The 20,292-nt window shown below is 41.7% G+C and carries 19 protein-coding genes, 4 tRNA genes and 1 pseudogene; 21 read left to right on the forward strand and 3 right to left on the reverse strand.

Annotated elements, in window-relative coordinates:
- Positions 1 to 35 precede the first annotated feature (35 nt).
- Positions 36 to 1,268, reverse strand: a complete 1,233-nt coding sequence (gene srmB, locus HG263_RS16440; RefSeq protein WP_171627176.1) for an ATP-dependent RNA helicase SrmB — start codon at positions 1,266 to 1,268, stop codon at positions 36 to 38.
- Positions 1,269 to 1,336: 68 nt separating this feature from the next.
- Here srmB and HG263_RS16445 point away from each other — a divergent pair, with 68 nt between their 5' ends.
- From HG263_RS16445 to HG263_RS16455, 3 genes are all read left to right on the forward strand, one after another.
- Entirely contained in the window at positions 1,337 to 2,038 is a 702-nt protein-coding gene (locus HG263_RS16445) for a tRNA1(Val) (adenine(37)-N6)-methyltransferase (protein WP_171627177.1), read from the forward strand.
- A 117-nt stretch (positions 2,039 to 2,155) separates the two neighbouring features.
- The gene (locus HG263_RS16450) at positions 2,156 to 2,647 is read left to right on the forward strand and encodes a hypothetical protein (RefSeq protein ID WP_171627178.1); all 492 of its coding nucleotides are present in this window, start codon (positions 2,156 to 2,158) and stop codon (positions 2,645 to 2,647) included.
- A 115-nt stretch (positions 2,648 to 2,762) separates the two neighbouring features.
- Entirely contained in the window at positions 2,763 to 2,996 is a 234-nt protein-coding gene (locus HG263_RS16455) for a hypothetical protein (RefSeq protein ID WP_171627179.1), read from the forward strand.
- 20 nt (positions 2,997 to 3,016) lie between these two features.
- On the opposite strand, the gene fldB is transcribed toward HG263_RS16455, so the two are convergent.
- Positions 3,017 to 3,538, reverse strand: coding sequence for a flavodoxin FldB (gene fldB, locus HG263_RS16460; RefSeq protein WP_171627180.1), 522 nt, complete (start codon positions 3,536 to 3,538; stop codon positions 3,017 to 3,019).
- Positions 3,539 to 3,618: 80 nt separating this feature from the next.
- On the opposite strand from fldB, the gene xerD reads away from it, so the two are divergent.
- The 9 genes from xerD (at position 3,619) to HG263_RS16505 (ending at position 10,815) form a co-directional block, all read left to right on the forward strand.
- Positions 3,619 to 4,542 carry a site-specific tyrosine recombinase XerD gene (xerD, locus tag HG263_RS16465; RefSeq protein ID WP_171627181.1) on the forward strand — a complete coding sequence of 308 codons (924 nt, stop codon included), beginning with the start codon at positions 3,619 to 3,621 and terminating at the stop codon, positions 4,540 to 4,542.
- 63 nt (positions 4,543 to 4,605) lie between these two features.
- Positions 4,606 to 5,358, forward strand: coding sequence for a bifunctional protein-disulfide isomerase/oxidoreductase DsbC (gene dsbC, locus HG263_RS16470; protein ID WP_171627182.1), 753 nt, complete (start codon positions 4,606 to 4,608; stop codon positions 5,356 to 5,358).
- 77 nt (positions 5,359 to 5,435) lie between these two features.
- On the forward strand, positions 5,436 to 7,163 hold the full coding sequence (recJ, locus tag HG263_RS16475; RefSeq protein ID WP_171627183.1) for a single-stranded-DNA-specific exonuclease RecJ: 1,728 nt from the start codon (positions 5,436 to 5,438) through the stop codon (positions 7,161 to 7,163).
- Between the two features lie 123 nt (positions 7,164 to 7,286).
- Positions 7,287 to 8,385 (forward strand): peptide chain release factor 2 gene (gene prfB, locus HG263_RS16480; protein WP_171627184.1). Its coding sequence is split into 2 segments (ribosomal slippage): positions 7,287 to 7,361 and positions 7,363 to 8,385, totalling 1,098 coding nucleotides; the frame shifts between segments, so codons are not numbered across the junction.
- A gap of 27 nt (positions 8,386 to 8,412) precedes the next feature.
- Complete coding sequence (lysS, locus tag HG263_RS16485) at positions 8,413 to 9,954, forward strand: lysine--tRNA ligase (RefSeq protein ID WP_171627185.1); 1,542 nt, start codon at positions 8,413 to 8,415, stop codon at positions 9,952 to 9,954.
- Positions 9,955 to 10,163: 209 nt separating this feature from the next.
- Positions 10,164 to 10,256 (forward strand) — tRNA-Ser (locus HG263_RS16490).
- A 117-nt stretch (positions 10,257 to 10,373) separates the two neighbouring features.
- A tRNA-Arg gene (locus tag HG263_RS16495) sits at positions 10,374 to 10,450 on the forward strand.
- A 64-nt stretch (positions 10,451 to 10,514) separates the two neighbouring features.
- Positions 10,515 to 10,591 (forward strand) — tRNA-Arg (locus HG263_RS16500).
- A gap of 147 nt (positions 10,592 to 10,738) precedes the next feature.
- Positions 10,739 to 10,815, forward strand: a tRNA-Arg gene (locus HG263_RS16505).
- Positions 10,816 to 11,067: 252 nt separating this feature from the next.
- Here the strand turns inward: HG263_RS16505 and HG263_RS16510 are convergent.
- Positions 11,068 to 11,412 (reverse strand): annotated as a pseudogene (locus HG263_RS16510) (transposase); the annotation flags it as partial.
- A 649-nt stretch (positions 11,413 to 12,061) separates the two neighbouring features.
- Here HG263_RS16510 and HG263_RS16515 point away from each other — a divergent pair.
- From HG263_RS16515 to HG263_RS16555, 9 genes are all read left to right on the forward strand, one after another.
- On the forward strand, positions 12,062 to 13,387 hold the full coding sequence (locus HG263_RS16515; RefSeq protein WP_171627187.1) for a glycosyl hydrolase family 28-related protein: 1,326 nt from the start codon (positions 12,062 to 12,064) through the stop codon (positions 13,385 to 13,387).
- Between the two features lie 56 nt (positions 13,388 to 13,443).
- Positions 13,444 to 13,776, forward strand: coding sequence for a hypothetical protein (locus tag HG263_RS16520; protein ID WP_171627188.1), 333 nt, complete (start codon positions 13,444 to 13,446; stop codon positions 13,774 to 13,776).
- Positions 13,777 to 13,811: 35 nt separating this feature from the next.
- Complete coding sequence (locus HG263_RS16525; protein WP_171627189.1) at positions 13,812 to 14,147, forward strand: hypothetical protein; 336 nt, start codon at positions 13,812 to 13,814, stop codon at positions 14,145 to 14,147.
- Between the two features lie 25 nt (positions 14,148 to 14,172).
- Positions 14,173 to 14,499, forward strand: coding sequence for a hypothetical protein (locus HG263_RS16530; RefSeq protein WP_171627190.1), 327 nt, complete (start codon positions 14,173 to 14,175; stop codon positions 14,497 to 14,499).
- 99 nt (positions 14,500 to 14,598) lie between these two features.
- Positions 14,599 to 14,901: a hypothetical protein gene (locus HG263_RS16535; RefSeq protein WP_171627191.1), complete on the forward strand. Its 303-nt coding sequence runs from the start codon at positions 14,599 to 14,601 to the stop codon at positions 14,899 to 14,901.
- Positions 14,902 to 15,113: 212 nt separating this feature from the next.
- Positions 15,114 to 15,371 (forward strand): hypothetical protein, encoded by a 258-nt coding sequence (locus tag HG263_RS16540; RefSeq protein WP_171627192.1) that lies wholly within the window; start codon positions 15,114 to 15,116, stop codon positions 15,369 to 15,371.
- Between the two features lie 98 nt (positions 15,372 to 15,469).
- The gene (locus HG263_RS16545) at positions 15,470 to 15,736 is read left to right on the forward strand and encodes a hypothetical protein (protein WP_171627193.1); all 267 of its coding nucleotides are present in this window, start codon (positions 15,470 to 15,472) and stop codon (positions 15,734 to 15,736) included.
- Between the two features lie 150 nt (positions 15,737 to 15,886).
- On the forward strand, positions 15,887 to 16,195 hold the full coding sequence (locus HG263_RS16550; RefSeq protein WP_216628483.1) for a hypothetical protein: 309 nt from the start codon (positions 15,887 to 15,889) through the stop codon (positions 16,193 to 16,195).
- A 446-nt stretch (positions 16,196 to 16,641) separates the two neighbouring features.
- Positions 16,642 to 20,292: SpvB/TcaC N-terminal domain-containing protein (locus HG263_RS16555; protein ID WP_171627194.1), on the forward strand; the 3,651-nt coding region annotated here is incomplete at its 3' end.

Genomic DNA, 20,292 nt, shown 5'->3' on the forward strand with positions numbered 1-20,292 from the left:
GTGATGTCGCTTTAGGCTGATTTAATATGTCATTGTTATTTCTTTTTCTTTAGCTTCGTTTTTAGCTTTTTCTTGGCTTTGATCTTCACTGGGTCTTTTTTCTTCTTAGGTAATTTAGCTTCTTTATGCTGAGGCTCTAGCCCTTTAATAACTCTACGCTTTAAGCCTTGCTCTGTGTAACGCTCAACCTTTTTCAAGATGGCTGCATCGTGTGCTTCAACAAATGATATCGCTGTGCCTTTTTTACCTGCTCGGCCGGTTCGACCAATACGATGCACATATACGTCAGCTGTGCGTGGCATATCAAAGTTAATAACGTGCGTGATATCAGGTACATCAATACCTCTGGCTGCAACATCCGTGGCGACTAAAATACGTGTTCTACCGCTATGAAAATTAGCCATAGCCGTCATTCGTTTATCTTGAGGCATCTCTCCGCGTAGCCATGTTGTTTTGATATCGTTTGAGTACAACTCTCCAACGAGCTGCTCTAAACGCTCACGGGTTTTAACAAAGACGATGGCCTTTTGCACTTCCTCTTCGTTTTGCAGCAGGTGAGTCAGCATGGCCAGTTTGTGTTTATAGTCATCCGCTAAATGCACCCATTGGTGAATTTTTGCTTTTTCTTTACGTGACGATTCAGCTTCTAACAGAGCTGGATCATTTAAAATACGCTCCGCAAATAATTCGACACTGTCACCTTCTAATGTGGCGGAGAATAAAAAGCACTGACGACGGTTTTTGGCTTCGTCACAAATGCGCAGCATTTCTTTTTTGAAACCCAAATCCAACATGCGATCTGCTTCATCCAAAATGAGCAATTCAACATTTTCAGCGTGAAAGTTTTCGGTTTCAAGATACTCCATCAAACGACCAGGGGTGGCGATTAGAATATCATTGTTCTTTTCAAAAATTTCTTTATGACTGCCGTAGTTGATACCGCCGGTTACAACACCAATGCGTAAGTGAGTATTAGCGGCAAGCAACTGACATTGCTCATGTATTTGATACGCCAACTCACGAGTAGGAGTCATGATAAGCACGCGTGCAAATCCAGGGTCTTTGCGAGGAAAGTCAAGCAAATACTGAATTGCGGGGATCAAGAATGCAGCGGTTTTACCTGTACCGGTTGGAGCTGAGGCTAAAATATCGCGGCCAATTAAGGCCTCTGGAATAGCCAGCTGCTGAATACTTGTGGCTGTTTCAAAGCCCATTTTACTAATGGCGGTTAAAACTTTTGGATCAAGATCGAATTCAGAAAATTGCATAGTGCATCATAAATAAAGGACAATGTGAGCAATTATACGCGTGATGGCTATTTTGGAAAAGGTGAATCATGTCTGGGTTTGCATTTAAACAATTTAAGGTACAACAATCGAACACCGCAATGAAGGTTTCGACAGATGGAATTTTATTAGGTGCATGGGCAAACTTAAGCGGTGCCAATCGCTTATTGGATATAGGTTGTGGAACAGGCCTGCTATCTTTAATGTGCAAACAGCGTGCGCCAGACCTTGAGATTGAAGCCGTAGAAATCGATGAAGGCGCTTACACTGACGCCTTTGCGAATATTTGGCATAGCCCTTGGCCAGATATTCAATTACATCAAGGTGATATTCGAACTTTTAATACGACAGAAACTTTTGATGTGGTGATTTGTAACCCGCCCTATTTCAACGGCAGTTTAAAAGGGCCCAATCAAGCACGAAATACAGCCCGTCACACAGACAGTTTAAGCTTTGACGCACTTATCTCGGCGTTTATACGCGTTAGTCACCCCCGTTCTCGATTTATTTTGATTTTGCCAATTGAAGAAGCACAAAGACTGCTTTGCATAGCAATGACTGAAGGTATGCACTTACAGCGTGAATGCTTAGTATCAAGTACAGAGAATAAAGCACCGAGTCGTAGGCTTTTAGAACTGTCATACACGCCGTGTCATGATCCAATCACAGAATCTTTAGCGATTAAGCATACCAATCAGCAATACACTGATGACTATGTTGCGCTATGCAAAGCGTTTTATTTGAAGATGTAACTAAATAGATACTCTAAAGAGCAAATTACAATAGCTTACAGGTTTCTTTCAAAAAGCGTGTGTTGATGTAGACTGTGATAATAAGTAATGAGTCGCTAGATACAAGGAATTCTCACCATGTGTAATGACACGGCTATCATCCTAGATTTTTTGACGGAAATTGAACTGCCATTTTGTTTAACAAGCATTGAAGGGAAGACATTCTTACCTGGGTTAAAGTTAGAAAAAGGCGTGCTAAATATAGATTTAGAACGCTTACTATACCCCGGCGATATACTACATGAAGCTGGGCATGTTGCAGTTTGTGAACCTACCGAGAGGCATCTGTTAAGTGGTGACATTTATAAAAGTGGCCGTAAAGAAGATTGGATGCATGGGGAGGAAATGGCTGCGATTGCTTGGTCTGCTGCTGCAATAACTCACATAGGCCTACCCATGGCTGTGGTATTTCACCCTTATGGATACAAGGGCCGAAGTGCACACTACAAAGATCTTTTCGAAAGCGGTGATGGATTTGGTGTTCCGTTACTAAAGTTATGGGATATGCCAGACCCAGTACGAGGCTATCCATATCTGACAAAGTGGATAAGAGATCACTCATGGTACTAACATTTATCTACGGCGTTTAGGCGCGGGTGTTGATCTCAAGTTGTTTACGGTGTTTACATGTTGCGATGAATGAGACCGTCGCTAGGAAAGATAATTTGAATCACCGTTGAATAACATGATAGGAAGTATCAGTAACTCTATTACTGAAACTCAGGCTCAAAATCTGCAGTTGTCCGAGGCGGCTTCGTTGCAAGAAGGTTTAATCAGAGAGCTCAGTGCTCGCATTGCTGATATTCGTAACGTGACGAGTAATAACAATGCAAGCGCTGCCGAGACTTTAAAAGCAGCCGAAGAAATTAATCAGGCTGTAAAAGAAATAAATGAACAGCTACACAAATTTACACGATAGATAGCTCGATTTTAGCCAAGTTAGAGAGAATCACCGTACTGCGTCATTATTTGTGTTATCCAAGCGGCGATGCGCTCATCACTTTTATCATATTGACTGTCTTCATCAAGGGCTAAGCCAACAAAGTGCTTTTTATCTTCAGTGAGCGCTTTAGATGCTTCAAACTCGTAGTCGGGGGTGTTTGGCCAGTAACCTAAAAACTGTACGCCTTGTGGCGCAATTTTGTCATGCAGCATACCCAGTGCATCTTGAAACCACTGACCGTAGCCTTGTTGGTCACCCATCCCAAATAATGCGATAGTTTTGCCTGCTAGATTGACGTTATCGATATCGTCCCAGCATGACTCCCAATCTTCTTGCAACTCGCCAAAATCCCAGGTTGAAATTCCGAAGATCAAAAAGTCATACTGTTGGGCATTGCTAAGGGGTTCGTCTTTAATATTGTGTAATGAAACGATATCGTCACCAATGATATCGCGGATTTTCTCCGCAGCCATTTCAGTGTAACAAGTAGTTGAACCGTAAAATAACCCGATCTGCATGGTATTTATCACTTTTAAATTGACTGTTATGATAGGCGCGAAGTCTACCTTATGACGCAGCAAATTGATACAGGAAGCCTGTGAGCGAGCAACAATCAACTACACCGTTAAGCGGTGAAAATGCAGAATATATAGAACTATTCTTAGACTCGTTATTTTTAGAGCAAGGTTTGAGTGAAAATACGCTGGCAGCTTATCGAAGTGATATAGAAAAATGTGCGCTCTATATCCAAACTACATTTAATAAATCGCTACTTGCAGTTGAAAGTGATCACATAGAAGCTTATTTGGCTCATCGTCATGATTTGGGTTTAAAAGCGCGCAGCACAGCAAGAGCCCTGAGTGCACTGAAGCGGTTTTATCTTTTTTTTATTCGAGAAAAAAGAATAACTAGCACGCCACTTTTGAATATTGCGCAGCCTAAAATGGCGCAGTCGTTGCCAAAAACACTCACCGAACAGGAAGTGGAAGCCTTACTTGATGCGCCAGATTTAGGTGATGCAATGGGGCTTAGAGATAAAGCTATGTTGGAATTGCTTTATGCAACAGGTCTGCGAGTGACTGAATTGGTTGGTTTGAGAATGGAGCAAATCAATCTGCGACAAGCCGTGGTACTTGTTAAAGGCAAAGGCGGAAAAGAGCGACTGGTTCCTATGGGTGAAGAGGCGTTGCATTATATTGAACAGTTTTTGCAAGTTGGGCGTCCTCAAATGGTGAAACATGCGACCGACTTTGTGTTTCCCTCAAAAAGAGGCACAGGGATGACAAGACAAACTTTTTGGCATCGAATTAAACACTATGCTATTTTGGCTCAAGTAACGTCGCCATTATCACCACATACTTTACGTCATGCTTTTGCAACACATTTGCTCAATCATGGCGCTGACTTAAGAGTCGTGCAGATGATGTTAGGACACAGTGACTTGTCGACCACACAGATTTATACACATGTTGCGAGTGAACGCTTAAAGAGTTTACATCAGCAACATCACCCTAGAGCTTGATGGAATTTTATTGGATATTCTCGGTCTACTGGGGAAATAGGATAATAACTTTAAGAGATAGATATGAAAAAATTAATGTTAGCAGCGGCAATGGTATGCAGTTTTTCAACGCTCGCGAATACTGAAATAGAGACCGCATCAGAGCCTATGGTGATGGCACCTTTAGCGCTTGAACCGATAAAAGAAAGTTTTGCTAAACTCGGCGTGACGGTTAAAAGTGTAGAAAGTAGCCCTGTTGCAGGCTTGAAAACGGTATTGACTGATAAAGGCGTATTGTATGCGTCGCCTGATGGTAAATACTTAATGCAAGGCAATCTAATAGACTTAGAAAGCCGTATAAACGTGACTGACCAAGCGCTCAGTGGCGTGCGCAAAGAGGGTGTAGCACAGTATCAAGATTCAATGATTGTGTATAAAGCTGAGAATGAAAAGCACCAAATCACCGTTTTTACTGATATCACATGTGGTTACTGTCGCAAACTTCACAGAGAGCTAGAAGATTATTTATCTGCAGGCATTACTGTTAAATACCTTGCTTATCCACGTGGTGGATTACGTGGCTCTGGTTACGAAGATTTAATGAATGTGTGGTGCGCAAAAGATGCAGCACAAGCGTTAACAGATGCTAAGGCTGGGCAAAAGGTTGCTAAAGTTGAGAATTGTAGTGCGCCTGTGGCTGAACATTATCAGTTAGGCCAAAGTTTCGGCTTGTCAGGTACACCCGCGATTATTCTTGAAGATGGTACGCTTATACCTGGTTACCAACCTGCCGACTCACTAGCAAAAATGTTAGAAGATAAAGGCAATAAGTCTTAGTAGCAGGTATAATAATGGCGAGTTAAAAAGGGCCGTTAGGCCTTTTTTATTGCGTCAAATTTAAGGTTCTGTAGTTCATGAATACCCATATCAAAGCTCGACCACGCGTCGACGATAGTCATTTGCCCAATCACATACATCCTGTGATCAAACAGATATATGCCAGTCGTGGTGTGCAGTTGGCCGAGGAGCTGGATAATCGTGCTAGCACATTACTCGATTTTCGCTTGTTTAAAGATATTGATAAAGCGTGCGATATTTTGCAATCAGCACTGCATGCACAAGCCAAGATATTAATAGTAGGAGACTTTGATGCTGATGGGGCCACCAGTACTACTGTTTTAATGGAGGGTTTGGCGCAATTTGGCTATCGGCAGTTAGATTACTTGGTACCAGATAGGTTTAGCTTAGGTTATGGATTAAGCCCTGCGCTTGCAGAGCAAATCGTGCAGCTAGCCCCTGATTTAGTGATCACAGTAGACAACGGTATTTCTTGTATTGCTGGTATTGATATTGTTAAGCAAGCGGGCATTCAAGTGATTGTCACTGACCACCACTTACAAGGTGAGCAATTACCCAATGCAGATGCTATTGTTAACCCCAATCAGCATGGCTGCCAGTTTCCATCAAAGTCTATTGCAGGTGTCGGGGTCGCCTTTTATTTGCTGGTGGCACTACGACATACTTTACGAACTCAAAACTACTTTGCTAATAAGCAACAACAAGAACCCAATTTAGCGTCTTTATTAGACGTCGTTGCACTTGGTACAGTGGCTGATGTTGTGGCATTAGACGCAAATAATCGCACCTTGGTTTACCAAGGGTTGGCGCGTATTCGCGGAGGTCACACTCGACCCGGCATTGAAGCACTCATTGAAGTATCCAATCGCAATGCAGCAAGACTCAGTGCCAGTGATTTTGGTTTTGCTTTGGCACCGCGTTTGAATGCGGCTGGGCGTTTAGATGATATGAGTTTGGGGATCGCGTGTTTATTATCAAAAGACATCAATCAAGCTCGACGTATTGCCAGCGAGTTAGATAGCTTAAATCACGAACGCCGCGAAATAGAGCAGGGCATGCAACAAGAAGCACAGGCCGTGCTTGAGCGCTTGGTTGTCAGTACCCAAAGTGTGCCAGATGCAGTATGCCTATATCAACAAGATTGGCACCAAGGAGTCATCGGTATTCTGGCGGGACGCCTCAAGGAGCAATACCATCGCCCAACTGTGGTATTTGCACAAGGCGATAACGGCGAAATCAAAGGGTCATGTCGTTCTATCGAAGGTATTCACATGAGGGACCTATTAGAGTCACTCAATCGCCAATATCCAGAATTGATCGAAAAGTTTGGTGGTCATGCGATGGCCGCAGGGTTGACTATACAGGAAACAAGCTTTGAACTTTTCAAACAAGTCTTTGTTAGTGCCGTTGCAGAGAATCTATCTGAAGAGCACAAACAGAGTGTGCTGTTGACCGATGGTGCACTTCCCGCAGAGTGCTTCTCTATGGATTTTGCACAACTGTTGCAACAAGCTGGGCCTTGGGGGCAGCACTTTCCTGAGCCTGTATTTTATGGTGAATTTGAATTGGTTCAGCAACGAATCGTCGGTGAAAAGCATCTAAAATTAGTGTTAAAACATCAATCAGCAAAGCTTGTGGATGCCATTGCCTTCAATATTGATGTAAAAGCATGGCCCAATACGCAAGCGCGTTTTGCACAGGTAGCGTATCAACTGGATATTAATGAATTCAGAGGCAAGTTTTCATTACAGTTAATCGTGCGAGAAATCAGCGCAATTACCTAATAAAGGCATTTATAGCGACTACAAATTTTGCTACTATGGCGCGTTTAATAATTGGGGTGCTGCTTAGTCAGAGATGAAATAGCGGCAACCATAGAAAATCGAGCAATTTTTGGAGTAATGTGCATGTTTGAAGTGAATCCTGTGATTAATCAAATCAAGGACATTCGCGAACGTACTGAACTGCTTCGGGGGTATCTTTGACTACGCTCTTAAATTAGAACGTTTAGAAGAAGTAAATGCCGAACTCGAAGATTCAGCCGTCTGGAACGAACCGGAAAAGGCGCAAGCGTTAGGTCGTGAAAAATCAGCGTTAGAGGAAGTTGTTGAAACCATCGATAACTTGGTTTCAGGAGCTGACGATGCAGAAGGCCTAGTAGAGCTTGCCGTAGAAGCTGAAGATCAGGATACCTTTGACGAAGCCCAGCAAGAATTAGAGGCGCTGATGGCGTCTTTGGAAAAACTTGAATTTCGTCGAATGTTTTCAGGAGCACACGATAGCAACGATGCATATTTAGATTTACAAGCGGGTTCAGGCGGAACAGAAGCACAAGATTGGTGTAACATGCTGCTGCGCATGTACCTTCGTTGGGGTGAAGCAAAAGGCTTTAAGGTTGAACTAGTAGAAGCAACCGACGGCGATGTAGCGGGTATCAAAGGTGCAACAGTGCGCTTTGTGGGTGAATATGCTTACGGTTGGTTACGCACCGAAACAGGCGTTCACCGTTTAGTGAGAAAGAGCCCGTTCGACTCAAGTGGTCGTCGTCACACGTCTTTTGCTTCAGCATTTGTATACCCAGAAGTTGACGATAATATTGAAATTGATATCAACCCAGCAGATTTACGTATCGACGTATATCGTGCATCGGGGGCTGGTGGTCAGCACGTTAACACCACTGAGTCTGCGGTTCGTATCACGCACTTACCAACAAATACTGTTGTACAGTGTCAGAACGAGCGTTCGCAACACAAAAACAAAGCGCAAGCCATGAAGCAGTTAAAAGCCAAGTTATTTGAGCTAGAAATGCAAGCGCAAAACGCTGAAAAGCAATCTCAAGAAGACGCCAAATCTGACATCGGTTGGGGTAGTCAAATACGTTCTTATGTATTGGATGACTCGCGTATTAAAGATCTACGTACCGGTGTTGAAAACCGTAATACACAAGCTGTACTAGACGGTGATTTAGACAAATTTATCGAAGCTAGCCTGAAATCAGGCCTTTAATCAACAAGCTAAACTAAGAGCTAAAAAATGACAGATCAAATCCAAGACGAAAACAAACTCATTGCTGAGCGTCGTACCAAGTTGGATGCGATTCGCGAGAATTGCAACGCCAATGGCCACCCTAACAGCTTCCGCCGTGAAGACTATACGGCTGATCTACAGGCTAAGCTTGGTGATAAATCGAAAGAGGAGCTAGTTGAGTTAGACTGCCAAGCTGCTGTTGCTGGCCGTATTCTAGCTAAACGTGGTCCGTTTTTAGTATTGCAAGATATGAAAGGCCGTATTCAGGCGTATGCTTCAAAAGACGTACAAAAAGACTTAAAAGCCAAGTATGGTCAATTAGATATCGGTGATATTATCGGTGTGAAAGGCCCTGTACATAAATCTGGCAAAGGTGACTTGTATGTCGACATGGTTGACTACGAGCTACTTACTAAGTCATTACGCCCATTACCAGAAAAGTTTCACGGTTTAACAGACCAAGAAGCAAAGTATCGTCAGCGTTATGTTGACTTGATCACGAACATGGAAACACGTGAAACTTTCCGTATTCGTTCAAAAGTGATCGAAGGCATTCGTCGCTTCCTCGCTGAGCGTGACTTTATGGAAGTTGAAACGCCTATGCTTCAGGTTATTCCTGGTGGTGCATCGGCACGTCCGTTTGTGACGCACCATAATGCACTTGATATCGATATGTATTTGCGTATCGCGCCCGAGCTTTATCTTAAGCGTTTAGTTGTTGGTGGTTTTGACCGCGTGTTTGAAATTAACCGTAACTTCCGTAACGAAGGATTATCTACACGTCATAATCCTGAATTCACCATGATCGAGTTCTACCAAGCTTACGCTGACTACAATGACTTGATGAACTTAACTGAAGATATGTTACGCACAGTGGCGCAAGATGTTCTAGGTACAACAACGATCGTGAACACCACTAAGAATGCTGATGGCGAAGTAATTGATACGGTTGAATATGACTTTGGTCAGCCGTTTACTCGTTTATCAATGGCGGATGCCATTATCGAGCATTCAGAAGCTGCGGCTACACAAGCTCACATCTTTAAAGATCCTGAAAATCATTTTGAAGAATTAAAAGCGTTTGCTAAGCAAGTTCACGTGAAAATTCCTGAAAACTGTGTTTGGGGCCCGGGTAAATACTTATGTGAGATCTTTGAAGAAGTGGCTGAACACAAGCTTATTCAACCGACTTTCATCACAGAATATCCGTGGGAAGTGTCACCACTGGCACGTCGTAACGATGAGAACCCGTTCATCACTGACCGCTTTGAGTTCTTTGTTGGTGGACGAGAGCTTGCTAACGGCTTCTCTGAGCTAAATGACGCAGAAGATCAAGCCGCACGATTTGCACGCCAAGTTGAAGAAAAAGACGCAGGCGACGATGAAGCGATGCACTTTGACGAAGATTATATCCAAGCACTTGAGTATGGTTTACCACCAACGGCAGGTGAGGGGATCGGTATCGACCGTCTAGTGATGCTATTCACCGACTCACCAACGATTAAAGACGTTATCTTGTTCCCGCATATGCGTCCACAAGCAGACTAATTTAAACGTTGTGAAAAAGCCGCTTATTGAGCGGCTTTTTTTGTATGTTTTGCTCGCTTAACCTTATTTTTATTGACAAAATGTTGAAAAGTTAAGCAGCATTACATAAATGACTTAAAAGCTGCACATTCTATGAGCATACAGTTCATTTTTGCCATAAAAGTGTTTGACTTATTTTCTCAAGCCTTTATTATACGCATCCACAAGACGGAGAGGTGGCCGAGTGGCTGAAGGCGCTCCCCTGCTAAGGGAGTATAGGGTTTGTAGCCCTATCGAGGGTTCGAATCCCTCCTTCTCCGCCATGTTTTAAACATGGTCTCTTGTACGGACGCGTAGCTCAGCTGGATAGTTTATTTAGCAATGATGGCTACGAACAAGTTCGCATCTCGTAAGTAAAGATGTAAAAGATACTTAAATACGGACGCGTAGCTCAGCTGGATAGAGTACCTGGCTACGAACCAGGCGGTCGGAGGTTCGAATCCTCCCGCGTCCGCCACTTTTCTCTAAGTGGCTAATAAAAGGGCATCTCGTAAGTAAAGATGAAAAAGATACTTAAATACGGACGCGTAGCTCAGCTGGATAGAGTACCTGGCTACGAACCAGGCGGTCGGAGGTTCGAATCCTCCCGCGTCCGCCACTTTTCTCAAGTGGTTAAATATAGAGGACTGCGATGCAGGCTATCGGAGGTTCACTCTCTCAAGATACGTCCCGCGTCCGCCACTTTTCTCTAAGTGGCTAATAAAAGGGCATCTCGTAAGTAAAGATGTAAAAGATACTTAAATACGGACGCGTAGCTCAGCTGGATAGAGTACCTGGCTACGAACCAGGCGGTCGGAGGTTCGAATCCTCCCGCGTCCGCCACTTCTCTCAAGTGGTTAAATATAGAGAGTCGCGATGCAGGCAATCGGAGGTTCACTCTTTCAAGATACGTCCCGCGTCCGCCACTTCTTTAAGAAGTGAGCAATCAACCGACATGTTCTGAAAAGACAGTCGGTTTTTTTGTGCCTGAAATATGAGCCCCCATATAAAGTGTTTGTAAAACAATCGCAAACTTATTCTTACAAGATACGTCCCGTGTAACTGCCCCAATTTTAGTACAGCTCATTAGTAGAATTATGCTACCTCAAGATAACCCATTGGGGTTTGATCTCCCAGTGCGTCATGAGGCCGTTCATAATTATAAATATCTAACCATTCATCTGTAATGTAACGAACCTGCTGAAGTGACTCAAACAGATATAAATCCAAAACTTCTTCTCGATAGCTGCGATTAAATCGCTCTACAAATCCATTCTGATAGGGACTTCCTGGTTTAATAAACTCAAGTTTTATGCACTTTTCAGCAGCCCAACTTTCCAAAACGTTCGACGTAAATTCAGGACCATTATCCATCCGAATTTGCCTTAGCATTCCACGCCACGCCACGCCACGCCACGCCACGCCATGCAATGACATGAAGCCTGTTTTAGGATCTCATTGTACTCTTCTAAGTACTTGAGTTTACGTTCAAGTTCACGGGTTTTAAGTTGGTTTGGGAGCTAGGAGCAGAGGAGTCGCACTTGTGAGATTTCCATTACGCTTTGCTTTTTTGCTGGCGTGCCCACTTATCAACAGTGGATTTACCTAGCTCCACAGCACCTCGAACAGAGCTTTGCGCGCTTATAGTAGCTCTATTTACAACTGTTAACGTTGCAGACTGAAAATGCACGACATTAGAGAACATTAAAGATATAACTCTGATAGAATCTCGGCCTTTATAAATATGTATAAGCAGTTAAGTTGTTTTAGAGCATTAATTTTCGTTAATAACACTCCGTTTTAGCTGAACCTATAAAACAATTTGCAATTTTATCCTAGTGATATCGCTTTTATATGCACCAAGTGCATTAATTTCCAACTATTTTGCATATATCTGAAAAATAGAAACTTTAAGGGCACAGTGTTGGTAAAGTGATGTAGAAATTCACTACAGTGGCTGGACTTGTTTATATCTGTAATTTGGTACCCCTATTGGGGATTCGTTGTCCTGTGCCAGCTGAGCAATGTAAGTTTGCCTAGAGCGTGTCTGGGCTATTCATTTTAAACCTCACATGAGTAGGGAACATTTATGAAAACACATTTATCTTTTTTAGTCGCAATGATATTTGCTAGCACAAATGTAGTTGCTGCAGACTCAGTTTCCATTACTGATGAGCGTTTTGGCGCAATTGCTAATGATAATTTAGATGATAGTCAAGCGATTCAAGCTGCAGTTAATTACGCTGTATCCAATAGCAAGAGTGTGTATATTCCTGCTGGCACATTTAATATAGAAAACACCATTGATGTAACTCAATTTGCGGGCAACCATCGCTCTCAAATAAAAATTACTGGTGAAAAACGAGAGCTTTCAAAACTGCTCACCTCTTCAAACATCAGTATGTTTAAGGTTGCTCATGGCGTTGAAATCCATAATTTAACGTTGAGTCAAAGTAACGCTCAGCCACAAGGTAAAGCGATAGAGATACCTTTTGCATCATATCGTTCACACTTTTCAAAGTTAGACATCACAGGCTTTGATAAAGGGATATACGGAAAGTGGGTTATTTGGAGCCGCTTTGAAGACTTGTTCATTTTCAAAGTGAATGTTGGTGTTGAGCTACATGGCAATGGTGACAATCCAGCATACTGGAATACGGAGCCAAATGGTTGGTTTAACAACGTGAATGTATTTGACAATATTTATGTTGAAGGCTCAAACACTGGGCTTAAGCTAGCTGCTATGGGTAGTAACATCGTTAATTCTACTGTGCAGAATTCAGCTGTCGGCGTCGAAATTTATGGACCGGCGGAGCACTATACGTGGAATAACCAAATATCTAATTTCTACGCTGAAGGTGTCAACACTGTATTCAAAGTTAAGAACTCGCGTACGTTAGACATTAACGGGGTGTTTGCTCAAGGTGGCGCGCAATCAAATAGAAAGTATGCCGTAATAGATGCTGAAAATGCAGGGAAGATCACAATTAATGGCATGACAGGGCAGGATTGGTGGAAACACAGCGCGGTACTAAAAAATACGCAATTGATAGGTAATGTCGTTGCTATTGGTGGTGCTCTATCACAAGATAATCAATCTAGTTATATCACTAGCCAGACTCTAAGTATTAGTTTACCTGCCAATAAACAGTGGCAGGAACTTCCTGCAAAGGTAGCAGGGAATTCAGCATATCGTGTGACGATATCAGGAATAAGAGATGGCTATGACCCAGTACTTGAAGAGTATGTGCTATACAATTTCAATGGTGCAAGTCGCTATACGCGTATTAGCCATGTGTCTGGCAGAGAGATCGTTAAATTTAAGCTAGAGTCAGGCAAGTTATTTGCCCAGTTAGATTATTATGGCGGCGGTGGATTATCTTTAGGAAAAGTTACACTAACGCGAATTCATTAATTTAAAACTCTGCTGCTCAGCATAAATAGAGGCTGCTAATTAAAAGAGGTTACTGTATGTATAAATTTATTTTGTTTGTTGCTCTAACTTTTATGCCTTGGTTTAGCACTGCCAATAGCCAAGAGAGTAAAGTTGCTTGGCTGATGGTTCGAGCCAGTGATGGTCTTGTGTACTTTGCACTAGAAGGTGGCACTAGAAACAACAGGCCAAGTTGCGCAACCAGTGGTTATTGGATGATTAAAGACGAAAACTCAACAGCTGGAAAGCAGCAATATTCAATGATTCTATCTGCCCATGCCAGCGGTAAAAAAGTGCGAATTTATGGTGCCGGTAAATGCAGTCGGTGGTCAGATGGTGAAGACGTCGATGCACTAATGGTATTGAACTAGGCATCGAAAAATTATTTTCAAATGGATGATTATATATGATTAAACTTATCGGTTTTGTTGCGATTTTCACAAGTGCTTTTGCCTTCGCTAATAATATAGCGTCTTCGTCGACAGAGATAGTCGCGCTCGCATCATACAACCAATACGGCGGTGGTGATGTGATCTTTAAACTCAAAGATCCTATTGAGCAGTGTACGGGCTATTTCTTGAGTAAAAGTGACGACGGTTTTAATGCTAATGTAAGCATGATAATTGCCGCTTATCAAGCAAAAACAAAAGTTAAGGTATGGGGAATACCGGAGCAAAAATGGGCAGGTTCTTCATCGGGGTATTACTGTAAGTTATATGTTGTAGCTTATGGCGATTTTTAAATTATATTTTTATAAGGAGGGGATTATGTACAAAAATTTATTTGTTTTAATGTTGTTAATTTTTCCTGGTGTAAGCCAAGCCGGCTGGACAAAAGGCTGGGGAAAGATAACAGAGATAATGTCTCATGATGGAAAGCATATTATCTATACCACTATCGAAGATAAAACTTGTGGTGGTTCGGGGAATTTTTGGTGGCCAACAAGTGACCCTGATGCAAAAGATATGTTTGCATTAGCAATGGCGGCATTTATGGGCGAGAAAGAGGTTATGCTTGTACATAGAGAGTCAGTTCAAGACCAAGAGTGTCAATTTGGTCATATTTCTAAAGCAACTCATATTAGAATTAGATAATAATATACTTATTATAAAGTGAGTTTGTTTACGTAGGGTTTAAATAAAATTATTTAAATAAAGTGTTTTTTCTAACTCGTGATTATTTTAGAGAGTGACATGAAAAAGTTAGTTTTAGGGGCGAGCTTGGCCCTACTGTCCATTAATGCCTTTGCATATAAGGAGTGTACGGTTGAAACAAGCAGGTTATACATTGGCGATGATGGTCACCTTTGGCTGCAATTTATCAATGGTGGGCTAGCTAATATGAAGGCCAGCGATATTGATTTTGAGCATACATACTCATTGCTACTCGCTGCACAAATGGCTGATAAAAAAGTCACTGTTCGTTTTAAAGACGACAATGCTCAGTGCAATTCTGGTACCCGATCAGATATAGTGGGTGTTTGGGTTCATCGTTAATCAGAGCAACATCCTTGTTAGTGTATGTAGAAAAGATGATTTTTATATTGTAGTTATTTATTATCTATTGCAATTTTAAATTTAATTATGAAAACATATATTTACTTAATTATATGTTTTCATACTCTCAAAAGGGAATTTAAATTAATTTGAATTTACGTTATTTATTATTTGTCATAGTGTTCTTTGGTTTTAAAAGTTTTGCAGGTCAAATGACATTACCTCAGAAGGTTAATCAGTACCAATTTTATAAAACACACACCGGCTTACTTATTCGTCAAGCCGCGATGGTTGATCCAGATAAATGTGGTAGAAAAGATCTTTACATTTTAGATAAAAGTCACCCTCACTACTCAGAAATTGTCGCTTTGGTGTTGGCTGCTCATATTGCAGAACAGCCTCTGGCATTATATCTAGACGGGTGTGTGCAGGGGTTACCTGCGATCAGTCATATCTACAGCAATAAATAAGTATTATGTTATTAAACGAGTCGACTATTATTATGAAAAAATTACTATTTTTCCTTTGTATTATTTTTTCAAACGTGGTGCTTTCAGCTGAGTTGTCCGTGAGAGCTGCTACTATCTCATCCATGAAGGTTTATGAAACACCCGATGATACGGTGAATGTTTGGATAAACGTAAACGGTAGTTCTAGAATTGGCCCCAACCCGGATAATCCAAGTGTGACATGTGAACTTTGGACAAATAGCAAATTAGTACATTCGTCTGCATTGGCAGCACTAATGGGGGAAAAGAAGGTCAATATTTGGTATGTCGACAGGGGTGATAAGTCCCATTGGTGCAAAGTTAAAGTTCTAGAAGTGACTAAATAGCTAAATTTGCGTAACAATATTTGTGGATACCTATATCAAAATATAAATACAGGATAGGAAATGCTCTTTTTTATATTAAATAAAATTTTTAAATTAAAGCTGTTAAGCTTTTTTATCTATAAGTCGATACTTATTTTTAGAGATTAAAGAATGAAGTTTTATACACTAATTGTTGTAATTATTCTAGCCTTTAGCCAAGCGCAAGCAGCTTCAACTAAAGGTGGCGTTGAGCGCATATACCCTCAAGATGGTACGGTTTATTTTAGATTAAAAGATGAACCCTGTAAAAGCACGCAAAAAAATACCTATTGGAGTTTTAGTTTGTCAGATGAAACGGCTAAGACTTGGTTTGCTATGCTTTTAGCTGCAGCCTCATCGGGACATGTTGTTAAACTTGGGGTTGAACAGTGTAATCCAGATATTAATCAATCTATTAGTTATTTATACATTGATTATTGAAATAGCACCACAGTGGTAGCTATTTAAACTATATTACTTTTTCAACCTACCCAACCTTTACTCTTTAATAAGTGTGTTTGAAGCTAGGCTATGGATATTGAAACTGTGCTATTAGTCAGTTTGCCTCCAAAAGGCCTTTATGCGTATATACGGGATAAAAGCTGTATTTACAATTACCTATTTAAGTCGTGTTGCCAATTTAAACAGCAATAAGCAGAGTGATTGTTTTTCACTCTCGTTTACAATCTGGTCTCCTGCCGTGTTTACTTCTAAAAATGATTCCAATAGAATTCTGAACCTATTTTCAAAACGCAACTTTCTAACTTCGTTTAAGGACTTCCGGATGCTGACGTATCAAAATATGCTCAGGCCTAGTAATAAAAAAGCACGCTGTGGCACAAGCTGGATGCTTATATTGACCCAATCAACTCAAATTAGGGGCACACATGTATAAAGGACTATTATTTTTTATTGTGCTGATGTTCAGCATCGGTGTTCAAGCGATTCAGTCACCTTCTATGAGCTCTTCAAAAAGCTCTATGTACTTAGGTGATACGACAGAACTTTCTTGGTCAAAACCCAGTGGAACAGCTTATTTTCACCTTTGGGTTATTAAGCCCTCGCAGTCGCCTTTAAAGTTTCGTAGTAATTATACAGGAACTTCATTTAGCCGTTGGATACAAAACTATCCTGGCACACATACTTTTTATGTAGAAGCGTGTGATGGAAATGGCGCGTGTGCTTCATCAAACAGTGTCAGTGTGTATATGCAGGAACGGCCTACAATTCCTGCCACCCCTGGTGAGCCTAATGTGAATTGGGATTTATACCATCCTGTTGGCGCCTCTATCAGAGTTAAAATTCCTAGTATTTCTGGGGCTGATTATTATCAAGTTTATAACGGCACTTCCACAACCAGTACTACGGTTAGTCGAACTTTCTACAGTAGTACTTGGGAATATATTCCTTCTGTGGCAAGTGGACCGAATTATATTCGTATCAAAGCATGTAATAGCGCAGGTTGTAGCTCGGAGAGTACACCGAGGCGTATCGTTATCTTTAATAATCCAAGCGCGCCAAACCTCGCGATTAGTTCGACAACTGTTGGTAAAGGTGGAACGGTTAAAGTGGATTGGAACCGTCCAGATGGACTGATTTGGTCAGGGGCTTATTTCAAACTCAGCTGTATCAATAACAGCGGTTCAGATGTGTGCGCGCAAACCATTCCTCATATTGGCGGTTCGAATAAATCTGAATACTCATATAGTTTTACGGCTAACAGTATTAGTGCCTACGACATTCAAGTAAAGGCCTGTAACAAAACCGACTCTTACTGCTCGAGCAGTGCAACGCGTACGGCTTATGTTATCCCCGCGGTGCCAGGAGACCCAGGCTATAGCGTAGATTGGGATTTCTATTATCCACAAAATACCACAATGACAGTAAAGCTACCTCAGTCTATAGAAGGCGCTGATAGCTATGACGTTTATTATTATAAAGAAAACTCGTCACCTCAGGTGCGACATGTTGCAAAATCACAGCAGTCAATCACACTTAATGTTGGCGCTGCAGGTTACTACCAGCTTCAGCTGGCTGCATGTGTAACATCAAGAAGCGGAGCTTATCAGTGCAGTTCAACTAGCCAAGGACGCAGAATTGTGTCTTTTGAAGCACCAGTGGCGCCTACTGTATCTGTTACACCTGAATTACCTGAACTTGATAGTGATGTTACAGTTACTTGGAACCGACCTGATAAATTAATTTGGTCTGGTGGTTACTTTAAATTGAGCTGTGTTGTAAATGGCACAGACGTATGTAATCAAAAAATTGATCACATCGGCGGCTCAAATAAATCTGAATATACATATACATTTAAAGCGTCAACGCCTGGTGACTACTACGTACAGGTTAAAGCGTGTAATAAATCGGATGTTAACTGTACTTCAAGCAATCTTGTTAAACTTTCAACACAGATCCCTACGCATGGTGATCCGAGTTTTAATGTTGACTGGGATTTCTATTATCCAGAAAATACAAATATGACCGTTGCGCTGAGTCAGTCTATTGCTGGTGCTGATAGTTTTGATGTGTATTACTACCCAGTGAATAAGGACAACCCGGACAGTAGTACGCCGAAAAAAATAGCGCATGTTAGTAAAGCAAAGAAAACCTATGATATTAATGTAGGTAACAAAGGTTGGTACAGACTACAACTTGCTGCTTGTGTTACATCAGATTCAGGTAGCTATCGTTGCGGTGAAAAAAGTAAAGCGATTCGCATCGTGTCGTTTTCAAACCCAGATGCACCACTTGTGAGCGTGACGCCGGAGTCTCCAGATGTTAGCGATACAGTAAAAGTAAACTGGAATCGACCAGGTAATTTAATTTATGCAGGTGGATACTTCAAAGTAAGTTGTAAAGCAGAAAATGGTACTGAGCTGTGTGGCCAAAAAATAGACCACATTGGTGGCTCTAATAAAGCGGAATATACTCACGAGCTGAAAGTAAGCGAGGCGGCAGTTGTTGATTTTAAAGTGACTGCGTGCAATAAAACTGATGCAAACTGTACAGTGAGTAATACGGTACGTAAAACCATTGGTCAACCACTAAAGCCTGTTTTAAGTGCTACACAACGCGAGATGTTTTTAGGGGGGACTACGGTCCTTTCTTGGACCAATCCAAAAAATGCGAAAGTGTTTAACATTTGGGTTGAGAAGCCAGAACAAGAGCCATTGTTAATTAGGCAGGGATACACACAAACGTTCCTTAATCGATGGATCCAAAACTACCCAGGAGTACACTCATTCTACGTTGAAGCATGCCAAGACAATGGTGAGTGTGTGACGTCAAACCGCTTGAATATCACCATGAAGGAGGGACGTGCAGAGCAGTACCCTGTAATGACGAGTGAAAAGAGCTCAATGGTATTGGGTGATAAAACTTTACTTTCTTGGACAAAACCAGCGGGTACAACTTCATTTAAACTATGGGTAATTAAACCAGAACAGGAAGCGCTTTTAATAAGAGAGGGGTATACAGAAACCTCACTAAATCGTTGGATCCAAAACTACCCTGGCATACATACGTTTTATGTAGAAGCGTGCAATGCGCAAGGTGAGTGTTTTAGTTCGAATCGTGTAGAAGTGAATATGCATTATTCACTTGGAACGTTAGAAGATTTAGGACTAGAAGCATCAGAACGTTCATTTATTAATTCAAAAGACACGATTAAGTGGCAGTTTGCAAAAGCACAAGAAAGGCAATACGAACTGACATTGTTTGTTCAAGAGCCTGGGAGTAGTCAATACGTTGAGTTAGCGAGTAGCTCAAACAATCAAGCAGGGTCGTTTGATTATCTTTTTGAAGCATCAGGAGACTACTTCTTTTATGTTCAAGCGTGCGCATTAGTTGAGCAACAGCAAATCATTCCGATAATCATGGATGGCATGTTCATACCAATTTCAGCACCAATGAGTACAGCGTCTAGAGCTTGTAGCGATTTAGAGCCGACGAAGACCAAAGTATCGGTAATGAACACCGAGTTTGTGCCCGAGAATCTGAGCACAAAGTTACAGTGGCCAAGTGTGCCAGGTGCAACCCGTGTTGTGATTGAAAGCGCGGCATGTGCTGATGCAAGCGACTGTGATTTTGCATCGCTTGATTGGGACGAGTTAGCCACACTTACAAATGGTGAGACGAGTTTTGGTCTGAGTAATTCAGCAGGCAAGGTTTACCGCATTAAAGTGTGTTTTAGCGCTAATGAGTGTACGTCTTGGATTAACATTGCTCAGTCGAAAGCAGATCGCGACTTATACTCATTTAGTGAGCAAGACTTTGCACCAAGCAATGATTCAAATACGTTATCGTTACCGGATGATAAAGAAGGCGGCATAGTACTGACCACACCGGGTGAGTTTAGGGTTGATGAGTCAGGTAATGCCACGTATAACGTGCCGTTTGACTTACCTGCGGGCTCGGGTGGCATTCAGCCGCAACTGGGCTTAAGTTACTCAAGTTCGAATAAGCGCATGGGGGCTGCGGGTATTGGCTGGTCACTGGCGGGTATGTCTTCGATAACACGTTGTGGTAAGTCACAC

Source organism: Pseudoalteromonas caenipelagi (genome assembly GCF_013140855.1).
GTDB lineage: Bacteria > Pseudomonadota > Gammaproteobacteria > Enterobacterales > Alteromonadaceae > Pseudoalteromonas > Pseudoalteromonas caenipelagi.

What these genes read in the sequence shown, in the direction of transcription:
- srmB (WP_171627176.1), bottom strand. Translation starts at nt 1,268, where the DNA reads ATGCAATTTTCTGAATTCGATCTTGATCCAAAAGTTTTAACCGCCATT.
- HG263_RS16445 (WP_171627177.1), top strand. Translation starts at nt 1,337, where the DNA reads ATGTCTGGGTTTGCATTTAAACAATTTAAGGTACAACAATCGAACACC.
- HG263_RS16450 (WP_171627178.1), top strand. Translation starts at nt 2,156, where the DNA reads ATGTGTAATGACACGGCTATCATCCTAGATTTTTTGACGGAAATTGAA.
- HG263_RS16455 (WP_171627179.1), top strand. Translation starts at nt 2,763, where the DNA reads ATGATAGGAAGTATCAGTAACTCTATTACTGAAACTCAGGCTCAAAAT.
- fldB (WP_171627180.1), bottom strand. Translation starts at nt 3,538, where the DNA reads ATGCAGATCGGGTTATTTTACGGTTCAACTACTTGTTACACTGAAATG.
- dsbC (WP_171627182.1), top strand. Translation starts at nt 4,606, where the DNA reads ATGAAAAAATTAATGTTAGCAGCGGCAATGGTATGCAGTTTTTCAACG.
- recJ (WP_171627183.1), top strand. Translation starts at nt 5,436, where the DNA reads ATGAATACCCATATCAAAGCTCGACCACGCGTCGACGATAGTCATTTG.
- lysS (WP_171627185.1), top strand. Translation starts at nt 8,413, where the DNA reads ATGACAGATCAAATCCAAGACGAAAACAAACTCATTGCTGAGCGTCGT.
- HG263_RS16515 (WP_171627187.1), top strand. Translation starts at nt 12,062, where the DNA reads ATGAAAACACATTTATCTTTTTTAGTCGCAATGATATTTGCTAGCACA.
- HG263_RS16520 (WP_171627188.1), top strand. Translation starts at nt 13,444, where the DNA reads ATGTATAAATTTATTTTGTTTGTTGCTCTAACTTTTATGCCTTGGTTT.
- HG263_RS16525 (WP_171627189.1), top strand. Translation starts at nt 13,812, where the DNA reads ATGATTAAACTTATCGGTTTTGTTGCGATTTTCACAAGTGCTTTTGCC.
- HG263_RS16530 (WP_171627190.1), top strand. Translation starts at nt 14,173, where the DNA reads ATGTACAAAAATTTATTTGTTTTAATGTTGTTAATTTTTCCTGGTGTA.
- HG263_RS16535 (WP_171627191.1), top strand. Translation starts at nt 14,599, where the DNA reads ATGAAAAAGTTAGTTTTAGGGGCGAGCTTGGCCCTACTGTCCATTAAT.
- HG263_RS16540 (WP_171627192.1), top strand. Translation starts at nt 15,114, where the DNA reads ATGACATTACCTCAGAAGGTTAATCAGTACCAATTTTATAAAACACAC.
- HG263_RS16550 (WP_216628483.1), top strand. Translation starts at nt 15,887, where the DNA reads ATGAAGTTTTATACACTAATTGTTGTAATTATTCTAGCCTTTAGCCAA.